The sequence below is a fragment of the Paenibacillus sp. FSL H8-0457 genome (genome assembly GCF_038051935.1).
Classification (GTDB): Bacteria; Bacillota; Bacilli; order Paenibacillales; family Paenibacillaceae; genus Paenibacillus_AQ; species Paenibacillus_AQ lautus_A.
The window spans coordinates 6,816,170-6,841,452 of sequence record NZ_CP150293.1 but is presented as its reverse complement, the minus strand read 5'-3'; the positions used below and the strand labels follow the sequence as shown (position 1 = coordinate 6,841,452).

Genomic DNA, 25,283 nt, shown 5'->3' with positions numbered 1-25,283 from the left:
CCGCAATCTCATTCCATAAGCTGGGCTTTATAGGGTGGGGGGCTATATGATATACTAGGGTTAGAATAAGAAGAAGTAACGTGATCAAGGGGGGAATGGGTATGACAACCGAGAACCATGTACATGATGCATGCGCAGTAACCGGTGAACGGAAGAGCCATCATTCGGACAAAACGAAAAGCAATCTCATCAGCCGGTTGAACCGGATTGAAGGGCAGATCCGCGGCGTGAAGGGCTTAATTGAGAGGGATACGTACTGTGACGATGTGTTAAACCAGATCTCCTCGATCCAGTCGGCCTTGAACGGCGTCAGCAAATTGCTGCTGGAGCATCATATGAAGAGCTGCGTGGTGGAGCGCCTGCAGGAAGGCGACGATGAGGTCATTACCGAGCTGTTAACCACCATGAATAAACTGATGAAGTAACGGAGTTTCCTGCTGGGGCTATCCGATTACGATGAATATCCATGGAGCTGCCACCTTGGGAAGGTGGCAGTAATTGTTTGTTGAAGTGGAGAAATACCGCACGGTTATGCAGTTTCATCATAGCGCGGCCATGTTTTTCAAAAAAAATGAGAAAACCCATTGACTAATTATAGGGTAGGGGGGTATACTAACATCAAGAAATGAGAACAACGAGTTTGATAACTCATTCGGGCTTGGCTGTTACAGAGCCCTAATAAATCCAATACCAAAAGGAGAGATTGATTATGGAACAGGTAACAATCAAAGTAGAAGGCATGTCCTGCATGCATTGCGTGAATTCCATTGAAGGAGCTTTAAAGAATGAGAACATCGAGGGGCACGTGGATTTGAAGGCAGGCACGGTCTCCGTGAAATATGACACAGGCAAAGTCAATTTGGATCAAATTAAAGAAATTATCGAGGAACAAGGATATAACGTAGTTTAACCAAACGGCACGAGGATGAAGAGGGGTGAGGAGAAGATGGGAGCAGAAGCAACAATGGAACAGAAGAAAACGTCGCTGCAGTTAACGGGTATGACATGTGCCGCCTGTGCGAATCGGATTGAGAAGGGTCTTAGCAAAATGGAGGGCGTCCAGGAAGCGAATGTGAATTTTGCGCTGGAAAAAGCGTCGGTTACATTTGATCCGAATGTGGTTACCGTCCAGCAGATGGAAGAGAAAATCGAAAAGCTGGGTTACGGAACAGCAAAGGAAACGGTGGACCTTCAGCTGATTGGCATGTACTGTGCGGCCTGTGCTACGAAAATCGAAAAAGTGGTTAGCCGGATGCCAGGTGTTAATCAGGCCAACGTCAATTTTGCACTGGAGACGGCCCGGGTGGAATTCAATCCCGCCGAGGTCAGCCTTAGCGATATTCAACAGCGCGTGGAGAAGCTCGGGTATCAGGCGGTTTCCAAACAGGAGACGCTTGATCAGGAAGGTCACCGCAAGGAGGCCATCACCAAGCAAAAGCGGAAGCTGCTCCTGTCGGCGATTCTGTCGCTGCCGCTGCTCTGGGCCATGGTAAGCCATTTCTCCTTCACCTCCTGGATCTGGATGCCGGATCTGTTCATGAACCCTTGGTTCCAGCTGATCCTGGCAACGCCGGTACAGTTTTTTATCGGGAAACAGTTCTATGTGGGAGCTTATAAGGCTCTCCGCAACAAAAGCGCCAATATGGACGTTCTGGTCGCACTCGGTACCTCGGCAGCCTATTTCTACAGCCTGTATTTAACGATCGATTGGGCCGCTGCCGGAGCAAACGCACACCATGGGCCTGAAATGTACTATGAAACGAGTGCGGTGCTGATCACGCTGGTCATTATGGGGAAACTGTTCGAATCTCTGGCCAAAGGCCGTACCTCAGAGGCCATTAAAACCCTGATGGGTCTTCAAGCCAAAACGGCGCTGGTCGTTCGTGACGGTCAGGAGATGACCATCCCGGTGGAACAGGTCCTGGTGGGTGATTTCGTACTGGTAAAGCCGGGTGAGAAAATTCCGGTGGACGGTAAAGTCGTGGAGGGCACTTCGGCGGTAGACGAGTCGATGCTGACCGGTGAGAGCATTCCGGTTGAGAAAAAAGCGGGCGATGCCGTCATCGGCGCCACGATTAACAAGAACGGACGCTTGACGCTTGAAGCAACGAAGGTGGGCAAAGAGACCGCTCTAGCCCAAATTATCAAGGTGGTTGAGGAAGCGCAGGGCTCTAAGGCCCCGATTCAGCGGGTCGCCGATGTCATCTCCGGCATTTTCGTTCCGATCGTGGTCGGCATTGCGATTGTTGCTTTCCTCGTATGGTACTTCTGGGTAACGCCTGGTAATTTCGCGCAATCGTTAGAAATTGCCATTGCAATCCTGGTTATTGCTTGTCCGTGCGCGCTGGGTCTGGCTACGCCGACCTCGATCATGGCGGGTTCGGGCCGTGCCGCAGAGCTGGGCGTTCTGTTCAAGGGCGGGGAGCATCTGGAGTCCACGCACAAAATCGACGCGATTATTCTGGACAAAACAGGAACGGTCACGAAAGGCAAGCCTGAACTGACCGATGTGGAAGTCGATAACATCGATCAGGAGCTGTTCCTGCGTTTGGTCGGAGCTGCCGAGAAGAGCTCCGAGCATCCGCTTGCCGAAGCGATCGTGGCCGGGATTGAGGCGAAAGGAACGAAGCTTCCGACTGCTGAGCATTTTGAAGCGATTCCAGGCTACGGCATCCAGGCCAGCGTTGAAGGACACGAAGTTCTGGTCGGTACTCGCAAGCTGATGGCACTGCATAACGTGCCGATCGATGCGGTCCTAACCAGAATGTCGGAGCTGGAAACTGAGGGTAAGACCGCTATGCTTACCGCGGTAGACGGCCGATATGCCGGTCTTGTGGCCGTAGCGGATACCATCAAGGAGACGTCTAAGGCTGCCGTTGCTAGGCTGAAGCAAATGGGTATTGAAGTGATCATGATTACCGGCGACAACGAACGCACGGCTCAGGCCATTGCCAAACAGGTTGGCATTGACCATGTGCTTGCAGAGGTACTGCCGGAGGGCAAAGCGGATGAAGTGAAGAAACTCCAGCAGCAGGGCAAGAAGGTCGCCATGGTCGGCGACGGCATTAACGATGCGCCGGCCCTTGCGGTTGCCGATATCGGCATGGCCATCGGCACAGGTACGGATGTGGCCATGGAAGCCGCCGACGTTACGCTGATGAAGGGCGACCTGAACAGCATTCCGGACGCCATTTACATGAGCCGCAAGACGATGAGCAACATCCGTCAGAACCTGTTCTGGGCCTTGGGCTACAACTCGCTCGGCATTCCGATTGCCGCCATTGGGCTTCTGGCGCCTTGGGTGGCCGGGGCCGCCATGGCACTTAGCTCCGTATCGGTCGTGCTGAATGCCCTTCGTCTGCAGCGGATGAAGGTATAACGGGAGGCAGGCCTTTTATATAGAGTATGTTGGTAGCCAAGCAAGAAAACGATATTAGGGTGACTTGATGGGAGTGTAGACATTTGGCCATGCAAAAATTTGCTGTGACCCCCGGCTTTGAAGTGGGCGGAACGCTGTTCCGCCCGGATCAGCTGGCCGTATTGGGGTCCATCGTAGGCGATGATGCCCGCATCGAGATGACAACCTTCAAGCAGCTGTACGTGGAGATGGATGAAGAGCGGGTGGAGGAAGCCAAGGCGAAGCTGGAAGCCGCCGGACTGGAGGTACATCCCGCCGGCTTCGTCTCCAAGAGCCTGATTACCTGCAACTTTTGCCGGGGGGCGGAGGATTCGGGACTGGATGTTGCCAAGATGCTGGATGAAGCTATCGCCGACCATCCCGTACCCAATCCGCTAAAGATCGGGTACGCAGGCTGCGCGCTCGGCACCAGCGAGCCGCTGCTGAAGGATATTGCCGTTATCAAGATGCGAAATACCTACGATATCTATGTAGGCGGGGAGCCGAGAGGCTTGAAGGCTTTACTGGCGAAGCAGCTCCATACGGATCTGACGCCGGATCGGCTGGCTCCGATCATCCTGAAGCTGATCGCCATCTACCAGGAGCACGGCAAGAAAAAAGAGAGGTTCTCGCGTTTCGTTGAGCGCATGACACTGGATCATCTCCGCCAATCCACGCTGGATGCGCGGATGGATACGGCAGGATGAACGAAGGACAATGAAAGGCATCACCTCAGGGTGGTGCTTTTTTTGTTGGTGGAGGCTGGCACTGGAGTTCTTCCCATCCGTCGGAGTCCAGCTCGGCGCCACCATGACATCTTCTTTATTCTTCAAGGTAACATGTGTAGTTTAGAGGGTTACGCCGAAGCAACGATGGATATACTTTCAAGAGCACCTGCGGGTGCTCTTTTTTTATTTGGCAGATTGGCAGTGCAGCAGCATCTTTGCCCAGCTCGGCCAAGTTGAATCATTTTAATATATAGACGGGTTTTCATCGGGCGTGAATGTGGGAATAACCACCAAATCGGGCATTTTATCGTGGTTGACGAGCGATGTGAAAGGGTATACAATTTGAATTGTTAAAAGCTTTTAACTATTTAATTTCGTAATATATAAGTGTGGGACTTCGTTAAGCATCGAGGTGATGAAACTGGATAAGCGGGAGCATTTATCTAACATGGTAGCCCGTCAGATGATGACGCTTGTGGCGAACTATGCCAAGATTCTGGACAATGATTTGACCGGCCCCCAGTATTACGTGCTTCAGACCTTGGCGTATGAGGGGCAGCAGACCAGCTCGTATTTTGCCAATGCCCTGAATGTTACGCTGTCGGCTGTCACCAACTTGAGCAACAAGCTGGTGAGCAAGGGTTATATTGAACGGGTAGCGTCAAGCGAGGACAGGCGTCAAGTCTATCTTAGGATCACGGAGCAGGGACGCGAGGTGGAAGCCCGGATGATTGCGAAGTACCGTGAATTGAATGAAGGCTTATGGTCGGATTTCTCGGATCAGGAGATGGATGTCTTGATCGCTTCGTATGAGAAGATGATCGAGCATTTGCAGCTTAAGATCGGGCAGTCCCATATGGACAGCCAATCCAACGACTAACATTAGGAGGTATTTATATGGGGAGATTAGACAATAAAGTAGCGATTATTACGGGTGCGGCTGGAGGCATGGGTAAAGCTGACGCTCTTTTGTTTGCGCAAGAGGGGGCCAAGGTAGCGATTACGGACCTTCAGGAGGACAAAATCAAAGACGTCGTCGCTGAGATTGAAGCGCTCGGCGGCGAAGCGCTGGGAATCAAGCATAACGTTGCTTCCGAAGAAGATTGGGTCCGCGTCGTGGACGAGACGGTTCAAAAATTCGGCAAAATCGATATTCTGGTCAACAATGCCGGTGTCTCCAATGCAACGCCGTTCATGGATTTGACGGTCGAAGGTTGGGAGAAGACGATGTCGATCAACGTCACGAGCATATTCCTCGGTCAAAAATATGTCATTCCGCACATGATCGAAGCCGGCGGCGGTTCCATCGTCAACATCTCCTCCATTGCCGGCCTGACGGGCGGAAGCGGCGCCGGTCCTTACACGGCAAGCAAAGGCGCGGTACGCATGCTGACCAAAGCCACGGCCGTTGACTTTGCGAAGCATAACATCCGCTGCAACTCGGTTCACCCGGGCTACATCGAAACGCCAATGACCGTGGATCTCTTCAAGGACGAAAAAATGATGCAGTGGTTCCAATCCCAGACGCCGTTGCCAAGACTCGGCAAAGCGGAAGATATCGCGCGCGGCGTGCTGTTCCTGGCATCCGACGAGTCCTCTTATATTACAGGCGTCGAGCTGCCGATCGACGGTGGGTATTTCGCGAAGTAAGCCGGACATTCATTCAGCTTGTTCATAAGCTGTCGATGTTTTGAATCATAAGGACACAAGCTCAGTCAGACGTTATATTTATTTTCATCAAGGGGAGTGTTGTTTCATGTCCGATAACCAACAGATTGCTGTCATTACCGGCGCGGCCAGCGGGATCGGCAGAGCCGCCAGTCTGAAATTGGCTGAGAACGGTGCCGCGGTTGTGCTCGTGGATTTCAACAAGGAAACCGGCGAAGAGACGCTGCGCTTGATTAAGGAGCAAGGCGGAGAGGGAATCTTCGTGCAGGCGGATGTGACAAAAACCGAGGATGTTCAGAACTATGTGAACAAGGCGGTTGAAGCTTACGGCCGAATCGATTTCTTCTTCAACAATGCAGGTATCGTGCAGAAGTTCTCCATGCTGGACGATATCGACGAGAACGAATTTGACCGTCAAATGTCCGTGAATGTGAAGGGCGCTTTCCTTGGCATGAAGTATGTTTTGAAGGTCATGAAGGAACAGGGCAGCGGACATATCGTGAACACGGCTTCCACGGCGGGCATCCGCAGTGAACACAGTGCCGCCGCATATTCGGCAAGCAAGCACGCGGTTGTGGGCTTGACCAAGGCAGCTGCGCTGGAATACGTGAAGCAGGGCATTCGCGTGAACGCCATCTGCCCGGGCGGCGTTCAGACGCCGCTGACCGCAGCGGTGGCCAAGTCCTTCATGGAAGGCGGCTACGTGCCTGAGGAAGTGGGCAACATGCGGATGGGCCGTCCGGCTGAGGCGGACGAAATCGCAAACGTGGTTGCCTTCCTGGCTTCCCCGGGCTCCAGCTACATGACAGGCTCGCTGGTTACGATTGATGGCGGGCTGACGCTGTAATATCCGGATTGAAAACAAGACCAGTCAGGCACCGGGATTCCGGGCTTGACTGGTCTTTTTGGCATGACGTTTATTTGATGCCGACGACTTCCGCCAGCAGCTCATAAGAACGGAGGCGCGCTTGATGATCATAGATCGCGGCCGCGACAATGATTTCGTCCGCGTCCGTCGACTGCTGGAACTGCTCCAGCTGCGCGCGGACGGTTGCGGGACTGCCGATGGCGGAAAAACTGAGCTGGCGCTTCACGATGGCCTGCTCCTGCAGGTTCCACAGATCATCCATGCTGTCCACCGGCGGACTCAGCTGGCCGGTGCGGCCCCGGATGATGTTCAGGAACTGCTGGTACGGCGAGGTAGCCAGGCGCTGCGCTTCCTCATCCGTGTCGGCGCAGATCACGTTCACGCCGATCATGGCATACGGCTTGCTCAACTCGGATGAAGGGCGGAAGCTGGTCCGGTACAGATCGAGCGCAGCCATTAGATAGTCCGGAGCAAAGTGGCTAGCAAAAGAGAACGGAAGCCCCAGCTGACCCGCAAGCTGCGCACTGAAACCGCTGGAGCCGAGCAGCCAGATCGGAACATGCAGGCCTTCCCCCGGAATCGCCCGGATGCGCATGGACGAGCCGGAGGTAGGCTGGAAGTAATTCCGCAGCTCGCCGAGGCGGTCCGGGAAGTCCTGGCCGTCGCTGCCCGGGCCGCGGCGGAGCGCCCGGGAGGTCAGCTGATCTGAACCCGGCGCACGGCCAAGACCTAGATCGATCCGGCCGGGATACAAGGATTCGAGGGTGCCGAACTGCTCGGCAATGACAAGCGGAGCATGGTTCGGCAGCATAATGCCGCCGGATCCGACGCGGATCTTGCTGGTGCCTCCGGCCACATGGCCTATGACCACCGAAGTGGCCGAGCTGGCGATCCCCGGCATGTTGTGATGTTCGGCAAGCCAGTAGCGGTTATAGCCCCACTTCTCGGCATGCTGAGCCAGATCAAGCGTATTCCGCAGCGACTGTGCAGCTGTGCTGCCCGCTGTAATCGGCGCCAGATCGAGGATGGAAATCGGGATATCGCGAAGCGTTTTGGACGCTGTATGGTCAAGATTTGCTTCTGTCATACGGAATGACCTCCTTATTCGTGCACGGCACGGTAAGTATTCTATATAGAGACGGGCACCCGGTCGAACGGACGCCGGACATGAAATCCATCTATCGAAAAATGGTATCTCTATATAACGAACATTATATACCTACTTAATCCATAAGAAAAATGTACATCGATGTACTTTCACAGAAGCCAGACCGCGTTTAGCGGAAATTTTTCTTGCGATGATCGAATGGTCTAGCTTTGCCGAAAGCTTGCAGATTCGAAATCGGCATGCAGCTCATCCATATAGTATATGCTTTTTAAGCTGGTCTAAGTATCGCCAAACCCTATTCATGCATTTTTAATGAAGGAGTTTCTATGCAGCTTCTCACATAATATGAGTTCGAAAAAACCAAACAACGCAGCCATCACATGGCTGCGTTGTTGAACGTTAGATAATAAGCTGATGGTGTCCTTATTCCGCTCCGTTGGGCAGCTCAATCCGCTCCATCCCGTTCATGTAAGGCCTGAGCGCCTTCGGAATGAGGATCGAACCGTCGGGCTGCTGGTGGTTCTCCAGCAGCGGGATGAGAATTCGCGGCGAAGCCACGGCCGTATTGTTCAGGGTGTGACAGTAGCGCAGCTTGCCTTCCGCGTCCCGGTAGCGGATGTTCGAGCGGCGCGCCTGGAAGTCGAGCAGATTCGACGACGAGTGGGTCTCCCCATAAGCTCCGCGGCTTGGCATCCATGTCTCAATGTCGTATTGTTTGTATGTTTTCTGCGACATGTCCCCGGTACAGACGGCAACGACCCGGTAAGGCAATTCGAGCTTCTGCAGTAGTTCCTCGGCATTGGCCGTAATCTCTTGCAGAAGCTGCTCCGAGGCCTCCGTGCTGGCTTCGCAGAGAACGACCTGTTCCACCTTCGCGAACTGGTGCACCCGATAGAGGCCGTGGACGTCCCGGCCGCCCGAGCCAATCTCGCTCCGGAAGCAAAGCGATGCTGCTGCCAGGCGAATCGGCTCCGCTACATCGACGATTTCCCCGCAGTAGAACGATACCAACGGCACCTCCGAGGTACCGACGAGCCATTTATCTTGCTCCGTAATTTGAAAGGCCTGATCCTGACCGAGCGGGAAGAAGGCGGTATTCTGCATGGCCTCCGTCCTTACGGTTAACGGTACATCCATAAGGATGAAACCCTTGGCGACCAGCATATCCACCGCCAGCTGCTGAACGGCCCGATGGAGCATTGCGCCGATGCCTGTCAGGTAGTAGCTGCGCGTGCCAGCGGTTTTGACGCCGCGGGGAATGTCGACCATGCGGTGCAGTTCCCCGAGCGTGACATGGTCCCTGAATTGATAATCAAACACGGGGAGCTCGCCTACTCGTCTGATCTCCACGTTGTCCTCATCCGAGGCTCCCACAGGCGTGTCCGGCGACACGATATTCGGTACGAGTATAAGCAGCTCGCTATAAGCTTCGTTAACCTCCCGGTATAACGTTTCCTGCTGGTCTAGTTCCTCGTTGATGGTTTTGACCTGCTGTTTTTGCCGTTCCGCTTCATCCGGTTTGCCTTGCCGCACCAGGGCACTGATCTCCTGCGAGATGGCATTACGCTGTTGACGCAATGCTTCCACGGCTAACAGCAGCGTACGCCGCTGGTCATCCAGCCGGACAAGCTCGGCAACCGAAAGGGCGATGCCTTTCCGGTCAGCCACCTGCTGCAATTCTTCCTGATGATCCGTGCTCTCCCGGATCCATTTCATATCTAACATAATCACCGCGCTCCTTTGCCCTAAAAAATAAAAAAGCGTCCTAGTCCATATGGGACGAGGGACGCTTATGCGCTCGCGGTGCCACCCAAATTGATTGAACCGTAACCTGACCAGGGAACATGTCGGCCTGCGTTCAATCCACTTTGATTCCGCGATAACGGGCGGGTCCGGTTAACTTAGGGGGACGGCTGATCGGGTGTAGATCGAATCCCCTTGACGAGAACGCCTCAGAGTTGGAAGCTCATCATCGGCCTGATGCTTATATTGTTGTTCAGTATACCGCATGAGATGTCTTTTATACAAGGGGTTAACCGGATTTTTGTACGCCGTTACGTCGACGCCGCTTTCTTCGCGGATCCCTGCCTCCAGCTGACAGGCTGCTCTGCGTCCCAGCGGAAAGTCCACGCCGCCGCTCCGAGAATGAGGATCGTAAAGCCGGTCAGGATGAGGAGCGGCATCCATATGCCGGCGATATCTCCCTGCGGATGGACAGCGATCGCCATGGCATCGACCAGATGGTGAAACGGCTGCAGCTGCCCCAGGGTGACGACCCATGATGGGGCATGTTCCAAGGAGTAGAAGGCTTCGCTGGTCAGCAGCATCGGAAAGCTCATCAAGTTCGAGATCATGTTGACATTGCCTTCGTCCCTGGACAGATTGGCAGCCAGAAAACCGAGCGCGGTAAAACACGCGGAGCCGATCAGCAGTACGAGCAGCATCAGCGCCAGTCCCGTGAGGCTCAACTGCACCCCAAGCAGAAGCAGGCTCATGAGAATCGCGCAGGCGCTGACGAGCAGGGCCAGCACGGTTCGTGCCCCTGTCATTGCGGCAATGAAGGAGACGGTTCGAAAGGGTGTCGCCCGCAGCAGCTTGTAGATGCCCCGGTTGCGCTGGGCCATGACGTTAAAAGCGGTGACCATAGTGGCCCCGAACAGGATGTTGGTTGTCAGCACGCCTGCGAGGAGTCGGTGGGAGTAGGTCGCATCATGGAAATAAAGACCCAATCCGACCAGTATGGCGATTGGAAAAACGATGTTCCAAACCAGGGTGTGGGTGTCGCGGAACATGCTCCGCAGCATCGTTGCCATAATCATACGCATATCGATTCCTCCTAAGGTTTCTTTTTACTTGCATTCTCCATTTTCGAGTTCATCGGTCAATTGGATATACAGCTGTTCCAGGCTGTCCGTGCCGTAACGACTGAGCAGCTCATCCGGCGTGCCGGAGGCCTTCACCTTTCCACCGCAGATAAGCACCAACCGGGTGGCAAGCTTATGGACCTCCTCCATGTCATGCGAGGTGAACACGATGGAGGTGCCGATATCCGCCAGTGAACGGATCAGCTCCCGGATATCCCGGCGGGCCCGCGGGTCCAGCGCAGCGGTGGGCTCGTCGAGGAACAGCAGCTTGGGGTCATGGACCAGCGTCATGGCAATGGCGAGCCGTTTCTGCTGCCCCCCGGAGAGTCTGAGCGCATCGGTTCTGGCAGCCTCCGCAAGTCCGCAGCGGTCCAGGTGCCGGATCAGCTCCGCGCCGCTGAGACGTTTGCCGTAGAAGGCGGCGAACATGCGCAGATTCTCTATGGCGGTAAATCCGGGAAAGAAGGGAGTGGACTGCAGCTGAAGCCCGATATGCGGCGAAGGATCGGATGTCCAGTAGGTGACCGAGCCGGCATCGGGGCGGCGCAGACCCAGCACCAGATCCAGCGTCGTCGACTTCCCCGCGCCGTTCGGCCCGATGATCGCCAGCACTTCGCCTTCCCGTATGTTTAGAGTCACATCATGTACGACCCTCCGCTGCTCATAGGTTTTTCTTAATCCCCTTGCTTGAATGAGTGTAGTTGACGTCATTTTGCGTTTCACGCTCCTTATTTGACCAATGTTATATATCCAATGTTGGATATTAGCCGAAAATGAAAGCCGCAGCTGAAGCTGAGGCTTATTCTTGAACGAGTGCAATGATCTTGTGGAGAAAGGCGATGTCCTGTTCCAGGATCGAAATCGCATTATCGAAGGTGGCAAGGGCAATCTTCGATAAGCCGTACTGGCCCTTGATTTCCTTACCCGAACGCCACTGGGCCAGCGATTCCTCCACTTGCTTGAGATTCTTCTCCAGCAATTCCACCGCTTCCTCCTTAGGAATGTCCTCGATCCAGACCAAACCGAGCGAAAAGTCGGATTTGACGGTGTGGGGAGGAAGCGTCAACGTCTCGCGGATCATCTGCTGGAATAGCTTCTCACCTTCATTCGTGATGCTGTAAATTTTGCGGAGTCTCGCGCCGGTTCGCTCTTCGGCAGTGGCTGCAATCAACCCCTCGCTTTCCATCTTGTTCAGCGCGTAATAGATCGAACCGGACAGGATATTCGTCCACAGGTCCATACGGCTTGCCTGAATGAGCTGCTGGATTTCATATCCGTGCATCGGACGCTGGCGAAGAAATGAAAGCAGGATGAGGTTGGTCATGTAGGATCACTTCCTTAGGATGTGTGTGAAGAATGATGAATTCCATTACTGAATATCCAACGTTGGTTATTCGATGATTGTAATTATAAAGACGATGGAATCATTTGTCAACGATCCCCGATGAAATAGATATATGATATATGGATTGAATGAAAGCGATTTAACGTTTAGTCTAGTAGTGTGAACTAGTATGGCAGTTGGATGAGGAGGCTATAACGTCGATGAATTACAGACAATTGGGAAATACGGAGCTTCACATTAGCGAGGTCAGCTTCGGCACATGGGCGATCGGAGGCTCATGGGGGCAGACCGATGATCAGGAAGCCTTGAAGGGATTGGACCGCGCCATCGGCGAGGGCGTGAACTTCTTCGATACGGCCGACGTCTATGGAGACGGGCATGCCGAGGATTTGCTCGCGCGCGCAACCAAAGGGAAAGAAGATACCGTGCATGTGGCCACCAAGTTTTGCCGCGCCGGTGATATTCATGATCTTCAGACCTATTCCGAGGCGTCGATCCGCCGTTATTGCGAGGGCAGTCTGAAGAGGCTGCAGCGGGAGCGGATTGATCTTTATCAGGTTCACTGCCCTCCCTTCGAGGTGTTGAAGGACGGACGGGTGTTTGAAGTGCTGGACAAGCTGCAGGCCGAGGGGAAAATCCGACATTACGGCGTCAGCGTGGAAACGGTGGAGGAAGGATTGTTCTGTCTTGGGGCACCGGGGGTGAGGTCCCTGCAGGTGATTTTCAATCTGTTCCGCCAAAAACCGCTGGCCCAACTGCTCCCGAAGGCCAAAGCGTCGGGCGTCGGCATATTGGTGCGCTTGCCGCTCGCCAGCGGTTTGCTAACCGGAAAATTTACGGAGAGCACTACCTTCAGCGAGGGGGATCACCGGAATTTCAACGCGAACGGCGAGCAGTTTAACGTAGGCGAGACTTTTGCCGGCCTCCGATTTGAAAAAGGTGTCGAGCTCGCCAGAGAGCTCGCCTGGATTGCCGAGGGCCGAGGCGACATGGCTCGTGCATCCATGCGCTGGATTCTGGATTGCCCGGAGGTCACTGCCGTGATTCCCGGCTTCCGCAACGTCCGCCAGATCGAAGACAACCTGGGCACGCTGGACGTGCCTTCGTTCAGCATGGAGGAGAAAGAACGCCTTGCGCTTTTCTATCAGGAGCAGGTAGCCATGCACATCCGCGGCGCCTATTAAGCCGATTTCGAGAATAATAGGAGAGAAGCCTCCCGGTCATCGGGAGGCTTCTTGTTTAGGGCGATGAGATGGAATCAAACGAACGGAAGCTGCTGCAGCGCTGCTTTAAAGCATATCCTATGCTTTATCATGGAAATGATACTATAATATAGGCAAAGATTCTGAATCGGAATGTGTTCAGCAGGAGGATTGTCGATTTGAATGATTTGTTGAAGCGAGAGCATGACATTATCAAGGTCTGCTTGTTAGCAGGCAAAATCATGCTGCAGAGCGGCGCGGAGACCTATCGGGTCGAGGATACGATGATGCGGATCGCCGCGGCTTTCGGCGTGGAGAACAGCCACAGCTATATGACCCCGACGGGCATTATCTTCTCGGTGGAGGAGCCGCAGCATATTACGCGGCTTATTCGTATTTCGGATCGGACAACCAATCTCCATAAGATCGATCAGGTCAACAGCGTGTCCCGGAGCGTCAGCCTCGGCGAGCTGACGATGGAAGAGGCTTACCGGGCCCTGGAGCGAATCGAGCATGAGCAGGCCATTTATCCGACATGGGTGCTGATTCTACTGTCAGCGATCGCAAGCGGGTGCTTTCTCATCATGTTTCGCGGCATCTGGCCGGATTTCGTACCGGCGGCCGTTGCGGGCGGCCTGGGCTTCTCCTGCTTCGTATTCATGCATCGGGTCATTCCCGTCCGGTTCTTCGCCGAATTCTCGGGTGCGCTCGTCATCGGCATAACCTCCGTTTGGATGGTCAGATTCGGATTCGGCCATCAGCTGGATACGATCATCATCAGTTCCGTGATGCCGCTGGTACCGGGCTTGCTGATCACGAATGCCATTCGCGATCTGATGGCAGGGCATCTGATATCCGGCTTGTCCAAAGGGGCGGAGGCTTTTGTTACGTCCTTTGCCATCGGCGCGGGCATTGCGTTTACTTTGTCATTCTAAGAGATGGGAAGGGTGGAGGGATAATGGTGGCAACCTTTTATATACAGCAGCTCATTACGAGTTTCGTTGCTTCGGCGGCATTCGGGATCATCTTTAACGTACCCAAAAAAGCACTGCTGCAGTGCGGGTTTGCCGGCATGGTGGGCTGGCTGCTCTACATCATGCTTCAGGATATGAAAGTTGAGCCGGTAACGGCCACGGTAGTCGCGGCTTTTTGCGTGACGATGATCAGTCATTTTTTCGCCAAAAAATACAAGACTCCCATCATCGTGTTCAGCGTGTCGGGGATTATTCCGCTCGTACCGGGCGGTGTCGCCTATAATGCCCTTCGCCATGTGGCCCAGAATCAATTCGATCAGGCCGTCCAGCTGGGGGCCCAAGCGTTCATGATTTCAGGCGCCATCGCGCTGGGGTTGCTGCTGTCGGAGGTGACCAATCAGGTCATAAGGAAATGGTCGATCACCCGATAAACCGATAAACCGATAAACCGATAAACCAGTAATCCTGCACCCTGAAATCCGGACCCCGGCAACCCGAAACGAACCCGTTTATATGCGAAGCATGCGCTTCGATCCGACGGGAAATGCCCATGCTCCGACTCGTTGGTATCCGGGGGAGGGACACCTATGCGTGTGTAATTGAATTGATGAACCAGCCGTATGTACGCATTTTGCGGGATGCGGTTTTTTGCGCGCTCGCCAAGGCGTGAATATCCTTACTTACATGAATTTTTTTACATTAGTTTCATGTTATGCCTTTTTATTGTCCAAATCCTCGACATGCTATATAATCTTTCTTGCAAAAATGAAACCGTATTCACAGGGGTTCTTTCCGTATCCACAGCGTTACCGAACGTCAGGTGAAGATTCGATTCGCAGTCCATCAAAAAAGAGGGATGTCCATGCAGGAGCTGACGCTGCATTTGTTCGAACGGATGGGCATGCTGCTCATCCTGACTTTTATACTGACGAGAATTCCGCTGTTCCGCCAATTGCTGGACCGCAAAGAGATGTCCGGCATGCGGATGTTCATCTATTCCGGCCTGTTCGGGCTTTTCGGCATCCTCGGGACCTATGCGGGCGTTGTCGTGGAGAACGGCGAGTCCAGTTCCTCCTTCTGGCTGATGCGACTGACCGCGGAGCAGGCCCTGGCCCACTCTGCCCTGGTCGGGGTGGTGATCGGCGGACTGATCGGCGGTCCCCGCGTAGGCATCGGGGGCGGGCTCCTGGCGGGCGCCCACCTCCTGTATATCGGCGGTGCCACGGGGCTGGCAGGCGCAATCGCCGTGCCATTAACGGGAGCGCTGGCTGGAGGCGTGGCCCGATTCTTCTCGCAGGAGCGGGTCATCTCGCCGGCGAAAGCGTTATTCGTCGGCATGTTCGCTCCGATCCTGCTCATGGGGATGATTTTGATCTGTGCGGATGAGCCGGATCGTGCAGTGGAACTGGTCAACCTGATCGGCCTGCCGATGGTGCTGACGAATAGCATCTCCATTGCAATCTTTACGACGATGCTGCGGGTTGCGCTCACCGAGGAGGAACGGGCAGCCGCGTATGAGACGGAGAAGGCATTCCATATCGCGGAATCGGCGCTCCCGCATCTGAAGCAGGGGCTGACGTACCGTACGGCTCAGGCCGTGGCGGCCTTGCTGCTGCGAGAGCTGAAAACAGCGGCCGTCGCCATTACGGATACGGAGCGGTTCCTGGCTCATGCCGGCGCCGGGAGCCGTACCCTTGATCCCGGAGAAGAGATCCAATCGGACTTGACCAAGAACGTCATCGCGACAGGCGAGCTTCGGATCATCGAGAATGCGGAAGAGATCCAGCCCCGGCATCCGGCGCTCGGGGCCGCCATCCTTGTCCCGATCATTGAGGCAGGCCAGGTCGTGGGCGTCATTCAGTTCTACTTCAAGCGGCCGGAGGATATCCGGCGCGTCGAGCTGGTGATGGCCCAGGGGCTGGGACAGCTGATTTCCTATCAGCTCGGGGCCACCGCACACGAGAAGATGAGCCATTTAATGAAAGAGGCGGAACTCAAGCTGCTGCAGGCGCAGATCAATCCGCACTTTCTATTCAATACCCTCAACGCGATTCATTCGTTGATTCGCACCGATCCGCTGCTGGCACGACATGCCACGATGCAGCTGGGGGCATTCATGCGCCTGAACGTCAAGGTCATGGCGTCCCGCAGAACGACCATTCGCGAGGAGATGGAGCTGTTGAATGCCTATCTGGACATTATACAGATCCGGTTCGAGGATCAGTTCGCGTTTGAGTGCCAGCTCGATCCCGCGCTTGGCGAGCTTATGATTCCGCCGGCAACGCTGCAAATGCTGGTGGAGAACAGCATTAAGCACGGCCTGCGCGACAAAGCGAGCGGAGGCGTCATTCGGCTGAGCCTAAGCCGGGCCGGTGATATGGCGGTTGTTCAACTGCGGGACAACGGGATCGGCATTTCGCCGGAAGTGCTGGACAGCTTAGGCGATCAACCGATCATCGGCAGCGAGGGTACGGGAAACGGCATTTACAATATCAATCAGCGTTTAATCAGCATGTTTGGCAAAGAGGCCAGACTTATCGTGGAGAATCTCGCAGAGGGCGGCTGCAGCATATCCTTCAGCATCCCCTGCAGCTTGTCGGAAGGGAGCCGGTACCGTGAAGCGAATTAAAACGATGATAGCGGAAGACGAACGATTGGCAAGGGAGGAGCTGGCTTACCTGCTGGAACAGGAGCCCGATATCGAGCTGCTTCCGCATGCCGCGAACGGACGGGAGCTGCTGGAGCTTGTCCCCTTGCGGCAGCCGGATGTCGTCTTTCTCGACGTTCATATGCCGGAGCTGGAAGGGTTGCAGGCGGCGCGCATGCTGAAGGCCTCCCCGATCTCGCCCTTGATTGTGTTTACGACGGCCTACGACGAGTATGCCGTTGAAGCGTTTGGCCTGAACGCGATCGATTACCTGCTGAAGCCTTATAGCCATATGCGGTTGAAAGAAACCCTGCAGCGAATTAGAAGCAGGATTCAGGAAGGGAATGCCTTCCCGAAACAGGAGGCTCACGATGCTATTCAGGCCGCTCCTTATCCATCCACGGAGGCTGCCGCCCGCAGCATGCGCGGCAAACTTCTGTTCGACGACGGGGATAAACATGTGCTGGTTGATCCCGAGGCGATCCTGTACGCGGTGCGCGAGGAACGTGTCATTCGCGTATGGACGGCGGAAGGCCAGCGGATTACGAGCAAAAGCACCTTGCAGGAGCTGGAGGAGAAGCTTGCGGGTTACTCCTTCTTTCGCCCTCATCGCAGTTATCTGGTTAACGTGAACTGGATCGCGGAGCTCTCCCCTTGGCAGAACGGGGCTTACAACATCGTGCTGAAGGATGAGCAGCGGTCGATGATTCCATTGTCCCGGGAGGCTGCACGGGATTTGTTCCGGTTGCTTAGGGAGGCTTGAAAAAGGACAAAGAATAGCGCTCAAGTATGGCGGTTTCCTCCCGGTTCGGGCGGCATATCCGCCCTTTCGCGCACCCTGCCCGACGTTTCGCGCAGGAGCTGTGGTCGATGGCAATCCTCCCGTATATAATCATTCTAAAGCGCTTTCATTGATGGAAGACGCAATAGATCCTGATCGTTAATGGAGGGAAAGGCAATGGAAGAAAAAAGCTATACCGAAGTATGGCATTCCGAAAAATTCAAAACGCTGCTCTCCCGCAAGAAACGGTTCATTATTCCCATGACCGTCTTTTTTCTTCTGTTTTATTTTGCGCTGCCGATCCTTACTTCGTACACCGACGTGTTGAATCACCCGGCGATCGGCCCGATCACGTGGGCATGGGTATTTGCCTTCGCCCAATTCGTCATGACATGGGTTCTGTGCATTCTCTACTCCCGCAAGGCGGCCCAGTTTGACCGAATGGTAGACGATATCAAAAAGGATATGGGGGCGTAATCGACATGGCTATTGCGTTGTTTTGCGGAATTGTACTGCTTACGCTGATCATTACGTATTACGCTGCCAAGAAAACGACCAACACGAGCGATTTCTATACGGCAGGGGGAGGACTCAAGGGCTGGCAGAACGGGACAGCCATTGCCGGCGACTATATGTCTGCGGCCTCCTTCCTCGGGATCGCAGGCTCGATCGCGTTAGTCGGCTTTGACGGCTTCTTCTACAGCATCGGCTTCCTCGTGGCTTACCTGGTGGTGCTGTACCTTGTCGCCGAGCCGCTCCGGAACCTCGGCAAGTATACGGTGGCGGACATGATTGCCGCCCGTTTCTCCGACAAGAAGGTGCGGGGCGTGGCTGCGCTGAATACGATCTCCATCTCCATCTTCTACATGATTGCGCAGCTGGTTGGAGCGGGCGCGCTGATTAAGCTGTTGTTAGGGCTGGACTATGTCACGTCCGTATTGATTGTGGGCGTGCTCATGACCATCTATGTTGTCTTCGGGGGCATGCATGCGACAAGCTGGGTTCAAATCTCGAAAGCCGTGCTGCTCATGGCCGGCACGTTCATCATCTCGCTGATCGTATTCGCCAAATTCGATTTCAGCCTGACCCAGATGTTCCACCATATGAAGACGGCCACCCCGCTGCAGGAGGCCTTCCTGAATCCGGGGAATAAATACAAAATCCCGCTCGAGACGCTGTCCCTCAACCTTGCCCTGGTACTCGGCACGGCAGGTCTGCCGCATATTTTGACCCGCTTCTTTACCGTTAAGGACGCGAAGACGGCGCGCAGCTCCGTGGTGTACGCCACCTGGATTATCGGCATCTTCTATGTGATGACGATCTTTCTGGGGTTCGGGGCAGCCGCCTTCGTAGGCGCGGCCGATATTACCGAGGTCGATAAAGCGGGCAACATGGCAGCGCCGCTCCTGGCCAAAGCGATCGGCGGCGACTTCCTGTTCGCGCTCATCTCGGCGGTTGCCTTCGCGACGATCCTTGCGGTGGTGACGGGGCTTGTGCTGTCCGCCGCATCGGCCTTCGCCCATGATTTCTACGGCCAAATCGTGCGCCGCGGCGAATCGTCCGAGAAGGAGCAGCTGAAGATGGCACGGTACGCTTCGATCGGCGTATCCGTCGTCTCGATCCTGCTAGCGTTGTTCGCCCAGAAGATGAACGTGGCGTTTCTGGTCTCGTTAGCCTTCGCCGTTGCAGCCAGCGCGAATTTGCCGGTCATTCTGTTCACCGTGTTCTGGAAGAGATTTAATACGACGGGCGCGGTCACAGGGATGCTGACGGGTTTGATCAGCACGGTGATTCTCGTGGCCCTTAGCCCGAATATATGGGATCTGGCCGGCAAAGCGATTTTGGTAGGCGATCCGATCTTCCCGATGAGCAACCCGGGCATCGTCTCCATTCCGCTTGGCTTCCTGGCAGCCTATGTCGGCACGCTGCTCTCCTCTTCCAAGGATGAGGCGAAGTATGCCGAAGTGCTGGTTAAAGCGAACACGGGCGCGTAACCCAACAACGGCTTCTTATGGAAAAAAGGGTGTACCCTGCTGGTTAACAGCGAAGGGAGTCGCCCTTTTTTTGCCATTTTATCGTAAAATAAAAAGCAACAACATTTTGGGGCCATGGCGGAAGGAGGCAGGCAAGTGAACATATCCGGCATCGTTTTTTTTCTGGCGATTGTGGTCGGCACGTTAATGATTACGTATTATGCCGCCAAGCGAACAACAAGCACGAACGATTTCTATGCAGCGGGCAATCGCCTGAGCGGGCTGCAAAACGGCCTAGCCATTTCCGGCGACTATATGAGCGCGGCGTCTTTCCTTGGCATCGCGGGCTCCATTGCGGTGTACGGCTTCGACGGCTTTTTCTATTCGATCGGCTTCCTTGCCTCCTATGTGATCGTGCAGTACATCGTAGCCGAGCCCCTTCATAACCTGGGCAGGTATACGATGGCGGATGCGGTGGCGGTCCGGTTCGGCGAGAAACGGCTGCGCGGATGCATCGCCGTCAATAACATGATGATCACCATCTTCTATATGATCGCCCAGCTCGTCGGCGCCGGGTGGCTCGTCCATTTGCTGTTCGGGCTGGAGACGTCGCTCGCCATCGTGCTGGTCGGCGGCTTAATGACCGTCTACGTCACGTTTGGCGGCATGCTCGCGACTTCCTGGGTGCAGATCGTCAAATCCATTTTGCTGGTGAGCAGCACCTTTATCGTGAGCCTCATCGTGCTGGCAAGGTTCGATTGGGATCTGCTCGGTTTATTCGAATCCATGAAGAGGGCGACCCCATTACAGGAGCGGTTTCTAATGGCGGGCAACATGTTTGACCACCCGCTGGACATGCTGTCGTTTAATATGGCGCTGGTGTTAGGGACAGCGGGACTGCCGCATATTATTGCGCGCTTTTACACGGTAAGGGACCCGCGTACGGTCCGTGCTTCGGTCAGAACGGCGACGTTTACGATCGGCGTTTTTTACGCCATGACGATTTTTCTTGGCTTTGGAGCGGCTGCCTTTGTTGATTGGTCCATATTGTCCGAGCGGGTAGAGCTGGCGGCCCCGCTGCTCGCAAGCGAGCTGGGCGGCGAATTCTTAATGGCCTTCGTATCCGCCGTTGCCTTCGCAACGATACTGGCCGTGATCTCCGGGCTTGTGCTCACGGCCTCCTCGGCGTTTGCCCATGACGTCTACAGCAGCATCTTCCGCAGCGGACGGGCGACCGAGGCGCAGCAGATGAGGGTGGCCAAGCTTTCGGCCATCGTCGTTGGCGCGGCTTCGATCGTGCTAGCGCTCGGGGCACAGACGCTGAATGTGGCGTTCCTCGTGTCGTTTGCTTTCGCGGTTGCCGCCTCGGCTAACCTGCCGGTGCTGCTGTTCACGCTATTTTGGCGGAAATTTAATACGCAAGGCGCCTTATCGAGCATTACGGCCGGCCTCTCGTCTTCTTTGCTGCTCATGGCTGTCGGGCCCAATGTAATGGACCCAGTGGCAGGCTGGATTCGAGCGGAAGCAATCTTCCCGCTTAAGCATCCGGGCATCGTCTCCATTCCGATTGGGTTTGCCGGCGGCATCGTCGGCACCCTGCTATCGCGTAAACGGGGTTCGAGCGGCCATTTCGAGCATATGCAGGCCGTTGCCCATGTCGCGCCGGGTGAAAACCGTTCCCGCGAATGGGGATAACTGCTAATTACATATGAATTTTAGTTTGGGCCACGCTAGTTTCCCTGTACCATTCATTGTGCATGTGCACAATAAATACCGTTATGGCGTCAATAGGATTGAATGCGACATTCCGGTTATACTGTATCCTGTAAGCGCAATCATAGTTTCATAAGGCATGATTACATCATTGTTCACAAGCTATATTGCTTAAGGAGGCATTCACAACATGGATGGGACAGTTATACATTGGGGCGGAGCCGTTGTCGGACTGATTATCGCTATTGTCTTGATTTTTAGAAAGGTGAACCCGGTCTATGCCTTGTTTGGAGGCGCTGTCATTGGAGGCCTGCTGGGCGGAGCTACCATTGATCTGACCGTGCAGTATATTATCGAGGGCACTAACAGTGTCATGGGGGCTGTCGTTCGGGTCTTGGCCGCAGGCGTGCTGGCCGGGATCTTGATCGAATCGGGGGCCGCCGAACGCATTGCCGAGACGATTGTTGCCAAGCTGGGCGAGAAGAAAGCGCTTCTATCCATCGCTCTGGCAACGATGATCATTACGGCGGTCGGGGTATTCATTACCGTTGCCATTATTATCGTGGCACCGATTGCCTTGTCCGTCGGCAAGAAGATCGGCATTTCCAAAACCGCCCTGCTGCTCGCGCTTGTCGGGGGAGGCAAAGCGGGAAACATCATCTCCCCGAACCCGAATACGATTGCTGTAGCCAAGGGATTCGACGTCGACCTTGCCCAAGTCATGATTAACGGTTTTTTGCCGGCCGTTGCCGGATTGATTGTCACGATCATCGTGGCCAAGATGCTGACGAACAAAGGGGTCATGGTGTCGGATAGCGATCAAGTGACGGAGGAAATGGGCAGGAAGGACAAGCCGAGCTTCGGGCGGGCAATGGTTGCCCCTGTCGTAGCCATTGTCTTGCTCGCACTGAACCCGGTGGGCAGCATACTGGGCATCGAAGCTCTTCAGGCCATCAAGATTGACTCCATGATCATTCTGCCGGTTGCCGGCATCATCGGTTTGATTGCCATGCGGCAGACGAAGAACATCATTGCCTATACCACCTCCGGTCTGAATAAAATGACGGGTACGGCGATTATCCTGATCGGTGCCGGCGCCATTGCCGGAATTATCTCCAAATCCGATCTGAGTGCCGTTGTGGTGCAGGGCATTGAGGTCTTGGGCGTATCGGGTACGTTCCTGGCGCCTCTCGCCGGTATTCTGATGGGAGCGGCAACCGCATCCACATCGACGGCGTCCATTGTGGCCGCAGGTTCGTTTGGTGAAGCCATCCTGTCCATGGGAACGGCACCGCTCGCCGCAGCCGTTATGGTCCACACCGGGGCAACGGTCATTGACCATTTGCCGCACGGAAACTTCTTCCACGTCACCGCGGAATCGGTGAAGATGAGCATTAAAGAACGGATGAAGCTGATTCCTTACGAAAGCATTGTCGGATTGACCATGGCCATTGTCGCTACGATATTGTACGGATTTATATTTTAAGAGATCGTACTGTGGAGTGAAAAATATAAGGATAGGCAGGGGATAACCATGAAGCAGGATTATGTTATTGTACTCGCGCCCGATTCATTTAAAGAGAGCATGACCGCAAAGGAAGTCTGCGAAGCGATGGAACGCGGCATCAAGAAGGGAAACCCGAATGTGACGTGTATCCATGTGCCCATGGCTGACGGCGGTGAAGGTACGATGCAATCCCTTGTGGATGCTACGGGCGGTACGGTCCATACCGTCACCGTGACGGGTCCGTTGGGCGATCAGGTGGAGGCATCCTACGGCATTTCAGGCGATGGCAGCACCGGGGTACTGGAAATGGCCAGCGCCAGCGGAATTCATCTGGTCCCGATCGCACAGCGGAATCCGCTGGTGACCACCACCTACGGGACGGGCGAGCTGATCAAGGCTTGCCTTGACCACGGCGTAAGCCGGCTGCTGATCGGGATCGGCGGCAGCGCGACGAATGACGGCGGTGCCGGGGTGGTTCAGGCGCTCGGCGGCAAGCTGCTGGATGCGGAAGGGAAGGAGCTTGCTTTTGGCGGAGGGGAGCTGGGTCGTCTTGCGCGCTTGGACTTAAGCAGCTTTGATCCGCGGCTTCAGGATGTCGAGGTCGAAGTGGCCTGCGACGTGACCAACCCGCTCTGCGGCGAAACGGGAGCCTCTCATGTATTCGGACCGCAGAAGGGCGCTACGCCGGAGATGATCGAGCAGCTGGACAGAAATCTCCGGAATTACGCCGGGGTAATGAAGCAGCAGCTGGGCAAGGATATCATAGACTATCCAGGCGCCGGCGCGGCCGGTGGTCTTGGCGGCGGGCTGATGGTCTTCCTGAACGGGACGCTGAAGAAAGGGATCGATATGGTCGTTGACTATACGGGACTTGAAGAGAAAGTGCGCCAGGCGGATATGGTGTGGACCGGCGAAGGCGGGATGGACTTCCAGACGCAGTATGGCAAAACTCCGCTGGGTGTCGCGAGGGTGGCGAAGAAGCATGGCAAGCCTGTCGTTGCTCTGGCCGGCCGGGTTGGTGACGGGATCGATGTGCTGTATGATCAAGGAATGGACGCGATTTTCGGCATCATGCCGGGTGCTGCCACGCTGTCGGAGGCGCTGGAGAACGGCGTGCAGAACGTGGAGAGAACATCCGAGAATATCGTCCGTCTCATGGCTTCTTTGAACAAGTAATCATACACTTCTTAAAGAGGATGCAAGGGAGCTGACCTGCCGGGGGCGGCTTCTTTTTTCTCTGCGGGCGGGATATGGATCGGCAGCCGGATGTGCACACTATAGGAAAAGATTTTTTTTCCTATGGAGTCTACAATGTCATCATATTGGTAACACATGACAGGCATGTTAGGAGGGGCATCATGCATGAAACTATCACGACCTTTGGCGGAAAATATCGCAAGAGAAATGATGCGCGTCATTCCTTACAACATTAACGTGATGGATGAGAACGGAATCATTATGGGCAGCGGGGACCCCGCGCGGCTCGGCACGCTGCACACAGGTGCACAGAAAGCCATACAAACCGGACGGATCTATGAGGTTTATGAAGCCGGCGGCGGCATGAAGCCCGGTGTGAACGAACCCATTGTGGTGGATGATGAGGTGATCGGCGTTGTTGGCATTACAGGTCATCCGGATGAGGTGAGACCGCTCAGCAATTTGCTCCAGGTGACCGTTGTGTTATTGATCGAGCAGGAGCGTCAGAACAAGGCGATGTTAAACCAACGTCAAAACCGGGAGAAGTTCTATCATGAGCTATCCTATCGCAAGGCTCCTTATGATGAGCCTTTTATGGAGCGTGCTGAAGCCTATGGGCTTGACCTGACACGCAAATGCCGGGTGCTGTTAGTGCAGAGCTCGATGGGCGAAAAGGCGTTCCGCCATTTGCAGCAAGCGTACCCCCAAAGCTGGAACTTGGAGAATGACAAAACCGTATTTTTCATGACGGATGTCTTAAGATTCGGGAGTCTTCTGGACAGGCTGATCGACCTGGACGAAGTCCTTCGCATGGGGATCGGGGAGCAGGAGGAACTCGCTTCTACCTCGCTGGAGCAGGCGGTATCCGCCCTGGAGCTGGGAATGAACATCGATCCCCATCGCAAGGTGAATTTTTATAAGGATTTAAGGTTTCTGATCGGCCTGTCCCATATTTCGGATGATGCTCATGCCTCGCTGTATCCGTTGCTGGAGCAGGGCGGAGACAAGCTGGATCTGATAGAGACGCTTCAGGTCTACATTGCCGAGAACGGTGATCATAACAGCACGGTCAAAAGACTCAACATTCACCGGAACACCTTGAACTACCGCTTAAACCGGATCAAGCAGCTGACTGGCAAAAATCCGCGCCATGTGCTGGATCTGTTTGAATTGCTGTGCGGGTTGATGTGGAGAAGGTGATGGCTGCTCAAGCATGGGCGGCTTTTACCTCCACAATCTTTTGTGGATGATTACCGCCCCGTATTCTTCGTTCTTCACGTTCAAAAGGGCAGTTCCAAGCGTCGATAGACC

Annotated in this window: 23 protein-coding genes; 18 read left to right on the top strand and 5 right to left on the bottom strand. The window is 54.8% G+C overall.

From position 1 onward, the window contains the following. Positions 1 to 101 precede the first annotated feature (101 nt). The 7 genes from MHI43_RS30870 to MHI43_RS30840 all read left to right on the top strand — a co-directional run bounded on the left by MHI43_RS30870 (position 102) and on the right by MHI43_RS30840 (position 6,640). A complete protein-coding gene (locus tag MHI43_RS30870; RefSeq protein ID WP_036659366.1) occupies positions 102 to 425 on the top strand; it encodes a metal-sensitive transcriptional regulator in 324 nt (107 codons plus the stop codon). Between the two features lie 284 nt (positions 426 to 709). Further along, entirely contained in the window at positions 710 to 910 is a 201-nt protein-coding gene (locus tag MHI43_RS30865; protein ID WP_015737908.1) for a cation transporter, read from the top strand. Between the two features lie 36 nt (positions 911 to 946). Next, positions 947 to 3,379 carry a heavy metal translocating P-type ATPase gene (locus MHI43_RS30860; protein WP_081746234.1) on the top strand — a complete coding sequence of 811 codons (2,433 nt, stop codon included), beginning with the start codon at positions 947 to 949 and terminating at the stop codon, positions 3,377 to 3,379. A gap of 83 nt (positions 3,380 to 3,462) precedes the next feature. Beyond that, positions 3,463 to 4,104, top strand: a complete 642-nt coding sequence (locus MHI43_RS30855) for a nitrite reductase (protein WP_036659357.1) — start codon at positions 3,463 to 3,465, stop codon at positions 4,102 to 4,104. A gap of 469 nt (positions 4,105 to 4,573) precedes the next feature. Then, positions 4,574 to 5,005 carry a MarR family transcriptional regulator gene (locus MHI43_RS30850; RefSeq protein WP_009592716.1) on the top strand — a complete coding sequence of 144 codons (432 nt, stop codon included), beginning with the start codon at positions 4,574 to 4,576 and terminating at the stop codon, positions 5,003 to 5,005. 17 nt (positions 5,006 to 5,022) lie between these two features. Beyond that, positions 5,023 to 5,775 carry a glucose 1-dehydrogenase gene (locus MHI43_RS30845; protein ID WP_036659355.1) on the top strand — a complete coding sequence of 251 codons (753 nt, stop codon included), beginning with the start codon at positions 5,023 to 5,025 and terminating at the stop codon, positions 5,773 to 5,775. A gap of 106 nt (positions 5,776 to 5,881) precedes the next feature. After that, a complete protein-coding gene (locus tag MHI43_RS30840; protein ID WP_036659354.1) occupies positions 5,882 to 6,640 on the top strand; it encodes an SDR family oxidoreductase in 759 nt (252 codons plus the stop codon). Between the two features lie 70 nt (positions 6,641 to 6,710). Here the strand turns inward: MHI43_RS30840 and MHI43_RS30835 are convergent, their stop codons facing one another. The 5 genes from MHI43_RS30835 to MHI43_RS30815 form a co-directional block, all read right to left on the bottom strand. Then, entirely contained in the window at positions 6,711 to 7,748 is a 1,038-nt protein-coding gene (locus MHI43_RS30835) for an LLM class flavin-dependent oxidoreductase (protein ID WP_036659353.1), read from the bottom strand. A 444-nt stretch (positions 7,749 to 8,192) separates the two neighbouring features. Further along, a complete protein-coding gene (serS, locus tag MHI43_RS30830) occupies positions 8,193 to 9,494 on the bottom strand; it encodes a serine--tRNA ligase (protein ID WP_036659352.1) in 1,302 nt (433 codons plus the stop codon). 329 nt (positions 9,495 to 9,823) lie between these two features. Continuing rightward, complete coding sequence (locus tag MHI43_RS30825) at positions 9,824 to 10,594, bottom strand: ABC transporter permease (protein ID WP_015737898.1); 771 nt, start codon at positions 10,592 to 10,594, stop codon at positions 9,824 to 9,826. Positions 10,595 to 10,618: 24 nt separating this feature from the next. Next, entirely contained in the window at positions 10,619 to 11,344 is a 726-nt protein-coding gene (locus MHI43_RS30820; RefSeq protein WP_036659351.1) for an ABC transporter ATP-binding protein, read from the bottom strand. A gap of 88 nt (positions 11,345 to 11,432) precedes the next feature. Further along, positions 11,433 to 11,957: a PadR family transcriptional regulator gene (locus tag MHI43_RS30815; protein WP_036659349.1), complete on the bottom strand. Its 525-nt coding sequence runs from the start codon at positions 11,955 to 11,957 to the stop codon at positions 11,433 to 11,435. Positions 11,958 to 12,178: 221 nt separating this feature from the next. Here MHI43_RS30815 and MHI43_RS30810 point away from each other — a divergent pair, with 221 nt between their 5' ends. The 11 genes from MHI43_RS30810 to MHI43_RS30760 all read left to right on the top strand — a co-directional run bounded on the left by MHI43_RS30810 (position 12,179) and on the right by MHI43_RS30760 (position 25,172). Then, positions 12,179 to 13,162, top strand: a complete 984-nt coding sequence (locus MHI43_RS30810; protein WP_036659347.1) for an aldo/keto reductase — start codon at positions 12,179 to 12,181, stop codon at positions 13,160 to 13,162. Positions 13,163 to 13,422: 260 nt separating this feature from the next. Then, positions 13,423 to 14,115 carry a threonine/serine exporter family protein gene (locus MHI43_RS30805; protein ID WP_235201603.1) on the top strand — a complete coding sequence of 231 codons (693 nt, stop codon included), beginning with the start codon at positions 13,423 to 13,425 and terminating at the stop codon, positions 14,113 to 14,115. Positions 14,116 to 14,138: 23 nt separating this feature from the next. Continuing rightward, the gene (locus tag MHI43_RS30800) at positions 14,139 to 14,585 is read left to right on the top strand and encodes a threonine/serine exporter family protein (RefSeq protein ID WP_036659345.1); all 447 of its coding nucleotides are present in this window, start codon (positions 14,139 to 14,141) and stop codon (positions 14,583 to 14,585) included. A 431-nt stretch (positions 14,586 to 15,016) separates the two neighbouring features. Next, positions 15,017 to 16,783 (top strand): LytS/YhcK type 5TM receptor domain-containing protein, encoded by a 1,767-nt coding sequence (locus tag MHI43_RS30795; RefSeq protein ID WP_036659343.1) that lies wholly within the window; start codon positions 15,017 to 15,019, stop codon positions 16,781 to 16,783. Next, on the top strand, positions 16,770 to 17,564 hold the full coding sequence (locus MHI43_RS30790; protein WP_081746233.1) for a LytTR family DNA-binding domain-containing protein: 795 nt from the start codon (positions 16,770 to 16,772) through the stop codon (positions 17,562 to 17,564). The genes MHI43_RS30795 and MHI43_RS30790 overlap by 14 nt, the downstream gene beginning before the upstream one ends. Before the next feature lie 195 nt (positions 17,565 to 17,759). Beyond that, a complete protein-coding gene (locus tag MHI43_RS30785) occupies positions 17,760 to 18,059 on the top strand; it encodes a DUF485 domain-containing protein (protein ID WP_009593006.1) in 300 nt (99 codons plus the stop codon). A 5-nt stretch (positions 18,060 to 18,064) separates the two neighbouring features. Then, positions 18,065 to 19,576, top strand: a complete 1,512-nt coding sequence (locus MHI43_RS30780; RefSeq protein WP_036659340.1) for a cation acetate symporter — start codon at positions 18,065 to 18,067, stop codon at positions 19,574 to 19,576. A 135-nt stretch (positions 19,577 to 19,711) separates the two neighbouring features. Further along, positions 19,712 to 21,250: a cation acetate symporter gene (locus MHI43_RS30775; RefSeq protein ID WP_036659331.1), complete on the top strand. Its 1,539-nt coding sequence runs from the start codon at positions 19,712 to 19,714 to the stop codon at positions 21,248 to 21,250. 208 nt (positions 21,251 to 21,458) lie between these two features. Then, positions 21,459 to 22,754, top strand: coding sequence for an SLC13 family permease (locus tag MHI43_RS30770; RefSeq protein WP_036659327.1), 1,296 nt, complete (start codon positions 21,459 to 21,461; stop codon positions 22,752 to 22,754). A 48-nt stretch (positions 22,755 to 22,802) separates the two neighbouring features. Further along, positions 22,803 to 23,951 (top strand): glycerate kinase, encoded by a 1,149-nt coding sequence (locus tag MHI43_RS30765; protein WP_036659325.1) that lies wholly within the window; start codon positions 22,803 to 22,805, stop codon positions 23,949 to 23,951. Positions 23,952 to 24,137: 186 nt separating this feature from the next. Then, the gene (locus MHI43_RS30760) at positions 24,138 to 25,172 is read left to right on the top strand and encodes a sugar diacid recognition domain-containing protein (RefSeq protein ID WP_015737887.1); all 1,035 of its coding nucleotides are present in this window, start codon (positions 24,138 to 24,140) and stop codon (positions 25,170 to 25,172) included. The last annotated feature ends 111 nt before the right edge of the window (positions 25,173 to 25,283 follow it).

What these genes read in the sequence shown, in the direction of transcription:
- MHI43_RS30795 (WP_036659343.1), top strand. Translation starts at nt 15,017, where the DNA reads ATGCAGGAGCTGACGCTGCATTTGTTCGAACGGATGGGCATGCTGCTC.
- MHI43_RS30845 (WP_036659355.1), top strand. Translation starts at nt 5,023, where the DNA reads ATGGGGAGATTAGACAATAAAGTAGCGATTATTACGGGTGCGGCTGGA.
- MHI43_RS30765 (WP_036659325.1), top strand. Translation starts at nt 22,803, where the DNA reads ATGAAGCAGGATTATGTTATTGTACTCGCGCCCGATTCATTTAAAGAG.
- MHI43_RS30800 (WP_036659345.1), top strand. Translation starts at nt 14,139, where the DNA reads ATGGTGGCAACCTTTTATATACAGCAGCTCATTACGAGTTTCGTTGCT.
- MHI43_RS30770 (WP_036659327.1), top strand. Translation starts at nt 21,459, where the DNA reads ATGGATGGGACAGTTATACATTGGGGCGGAGCCGTTGTCGGACTGATT.
- MHI43_RS30825 (WP_015737898.1), bottom strand. Translation starts at nt 10,594, where the DNA reads ATGCGTATGATTATGGCAACGATGCTGCGGAGCATGTTCCGCGACACC.
- MHI43_RS30850 (WP_009592716.1), top strand. Translation starts at nt 4,574, where the DNA reads ATGGTAGCCCGTCAGATGATGACGCTTGTGGCGAACTATGCCAAGATT.
- MHI43_RS30840 (WP_036659354.1), top strand. Translation starts at nt 5,882, where the DNA reads ATGTCCGATAACCAACAGATTGCTGTCATTACCGGCGCGGCCAGCGGG.
- MHI43_RS30820 (WP_036659351.1), bottom strand. Translation starts at nt 11,344, where the DNA reads ATGACGTCAACTACACTCATTCAAGCAAGGGGATTAAGAAAAACCTAT.
- MHI43_RS30805 (WP_235201603.1), top strand. Translation starts at nt 13,423, where the DNA reads ATGCTGCAGAGCGGCGCGGAGACCTATCGGGTCGAGGATACGATGATG.
- MHI43_RS30780 (WP_036659340.1), top strand. Translation starts at nt 18,065, where the DNA reads ATGGCTATTGCGTTGTTTTGCGGAATTGTACTGCTTACGCTGATCATT.
- MHI43_RS30865 (WP_015737908.1), top strand. Translation starts at nt 710, where the DNA reads ATGGAACAGGTAACAATCAAAGTAGAAGGCATGTCCTGCATGCATTGC.
- MHI43_RS30815 (WP_036659349.1), bottom strand. Translation starts at nt 11,957, where the DNA reads ATGACCAACCTCATCCTGCTTTCATTTCTTCGCCAGCGTCCGATGCAC.
- MHI43_RS30835 (WP_036659353.1), bottom strand. Translation starts at nt 7,748, where the DNA reads ATGACAGAAGCAAATCTTGACCATACAGCGTCCAAAACGCTTCGCGAT.
- MHI43_RS30760 (WP_015737887.1), top strand. Translation starts at nt 24,138, where the DNA reads ATGAAACTATCACGACCTTTGGCGGAAAATATCGCAAGAGAAATGATG.
- MHI43_RS30785 (WP_009593006.1), top strand. Translation starts at nt 17,760, where the DNA reads ATGGAAGAAAAAAGCTATACCGAAGTATGGCATTCCGAAAAATTCAAA.
- MHI43_RS30860 (WP_081746234.1), top strand. Translation starts at nt 947, where the DNA reads ATGGGAGCAGAAGCAACAATGGAACAGAAGAAAACGTCGCTGCAGTTA.
- MHI43_RS30870 (WP_036659366.1), top strand. Translation starts at nt 102, where the DNA reads ATGACAACCGAGAACCATGTACATGATGCATGCGCAGTAACCGGTGAA.
- MHI43_RS30810 (WP_036659347.1), top strand. Translation starts at nt 12,179, where the DNA reads ATGAATTACAGACAATTGGGAAATACGGAGCTTCACATTAGCGAGGTC.
- serS (WP_036659352.1), bottom strand. Translation starts at nt 9,494, where the DNA reads ATGTTAGATATGAAATGGATCCGGGAGAGCACGGATCATCAGGAAGAA.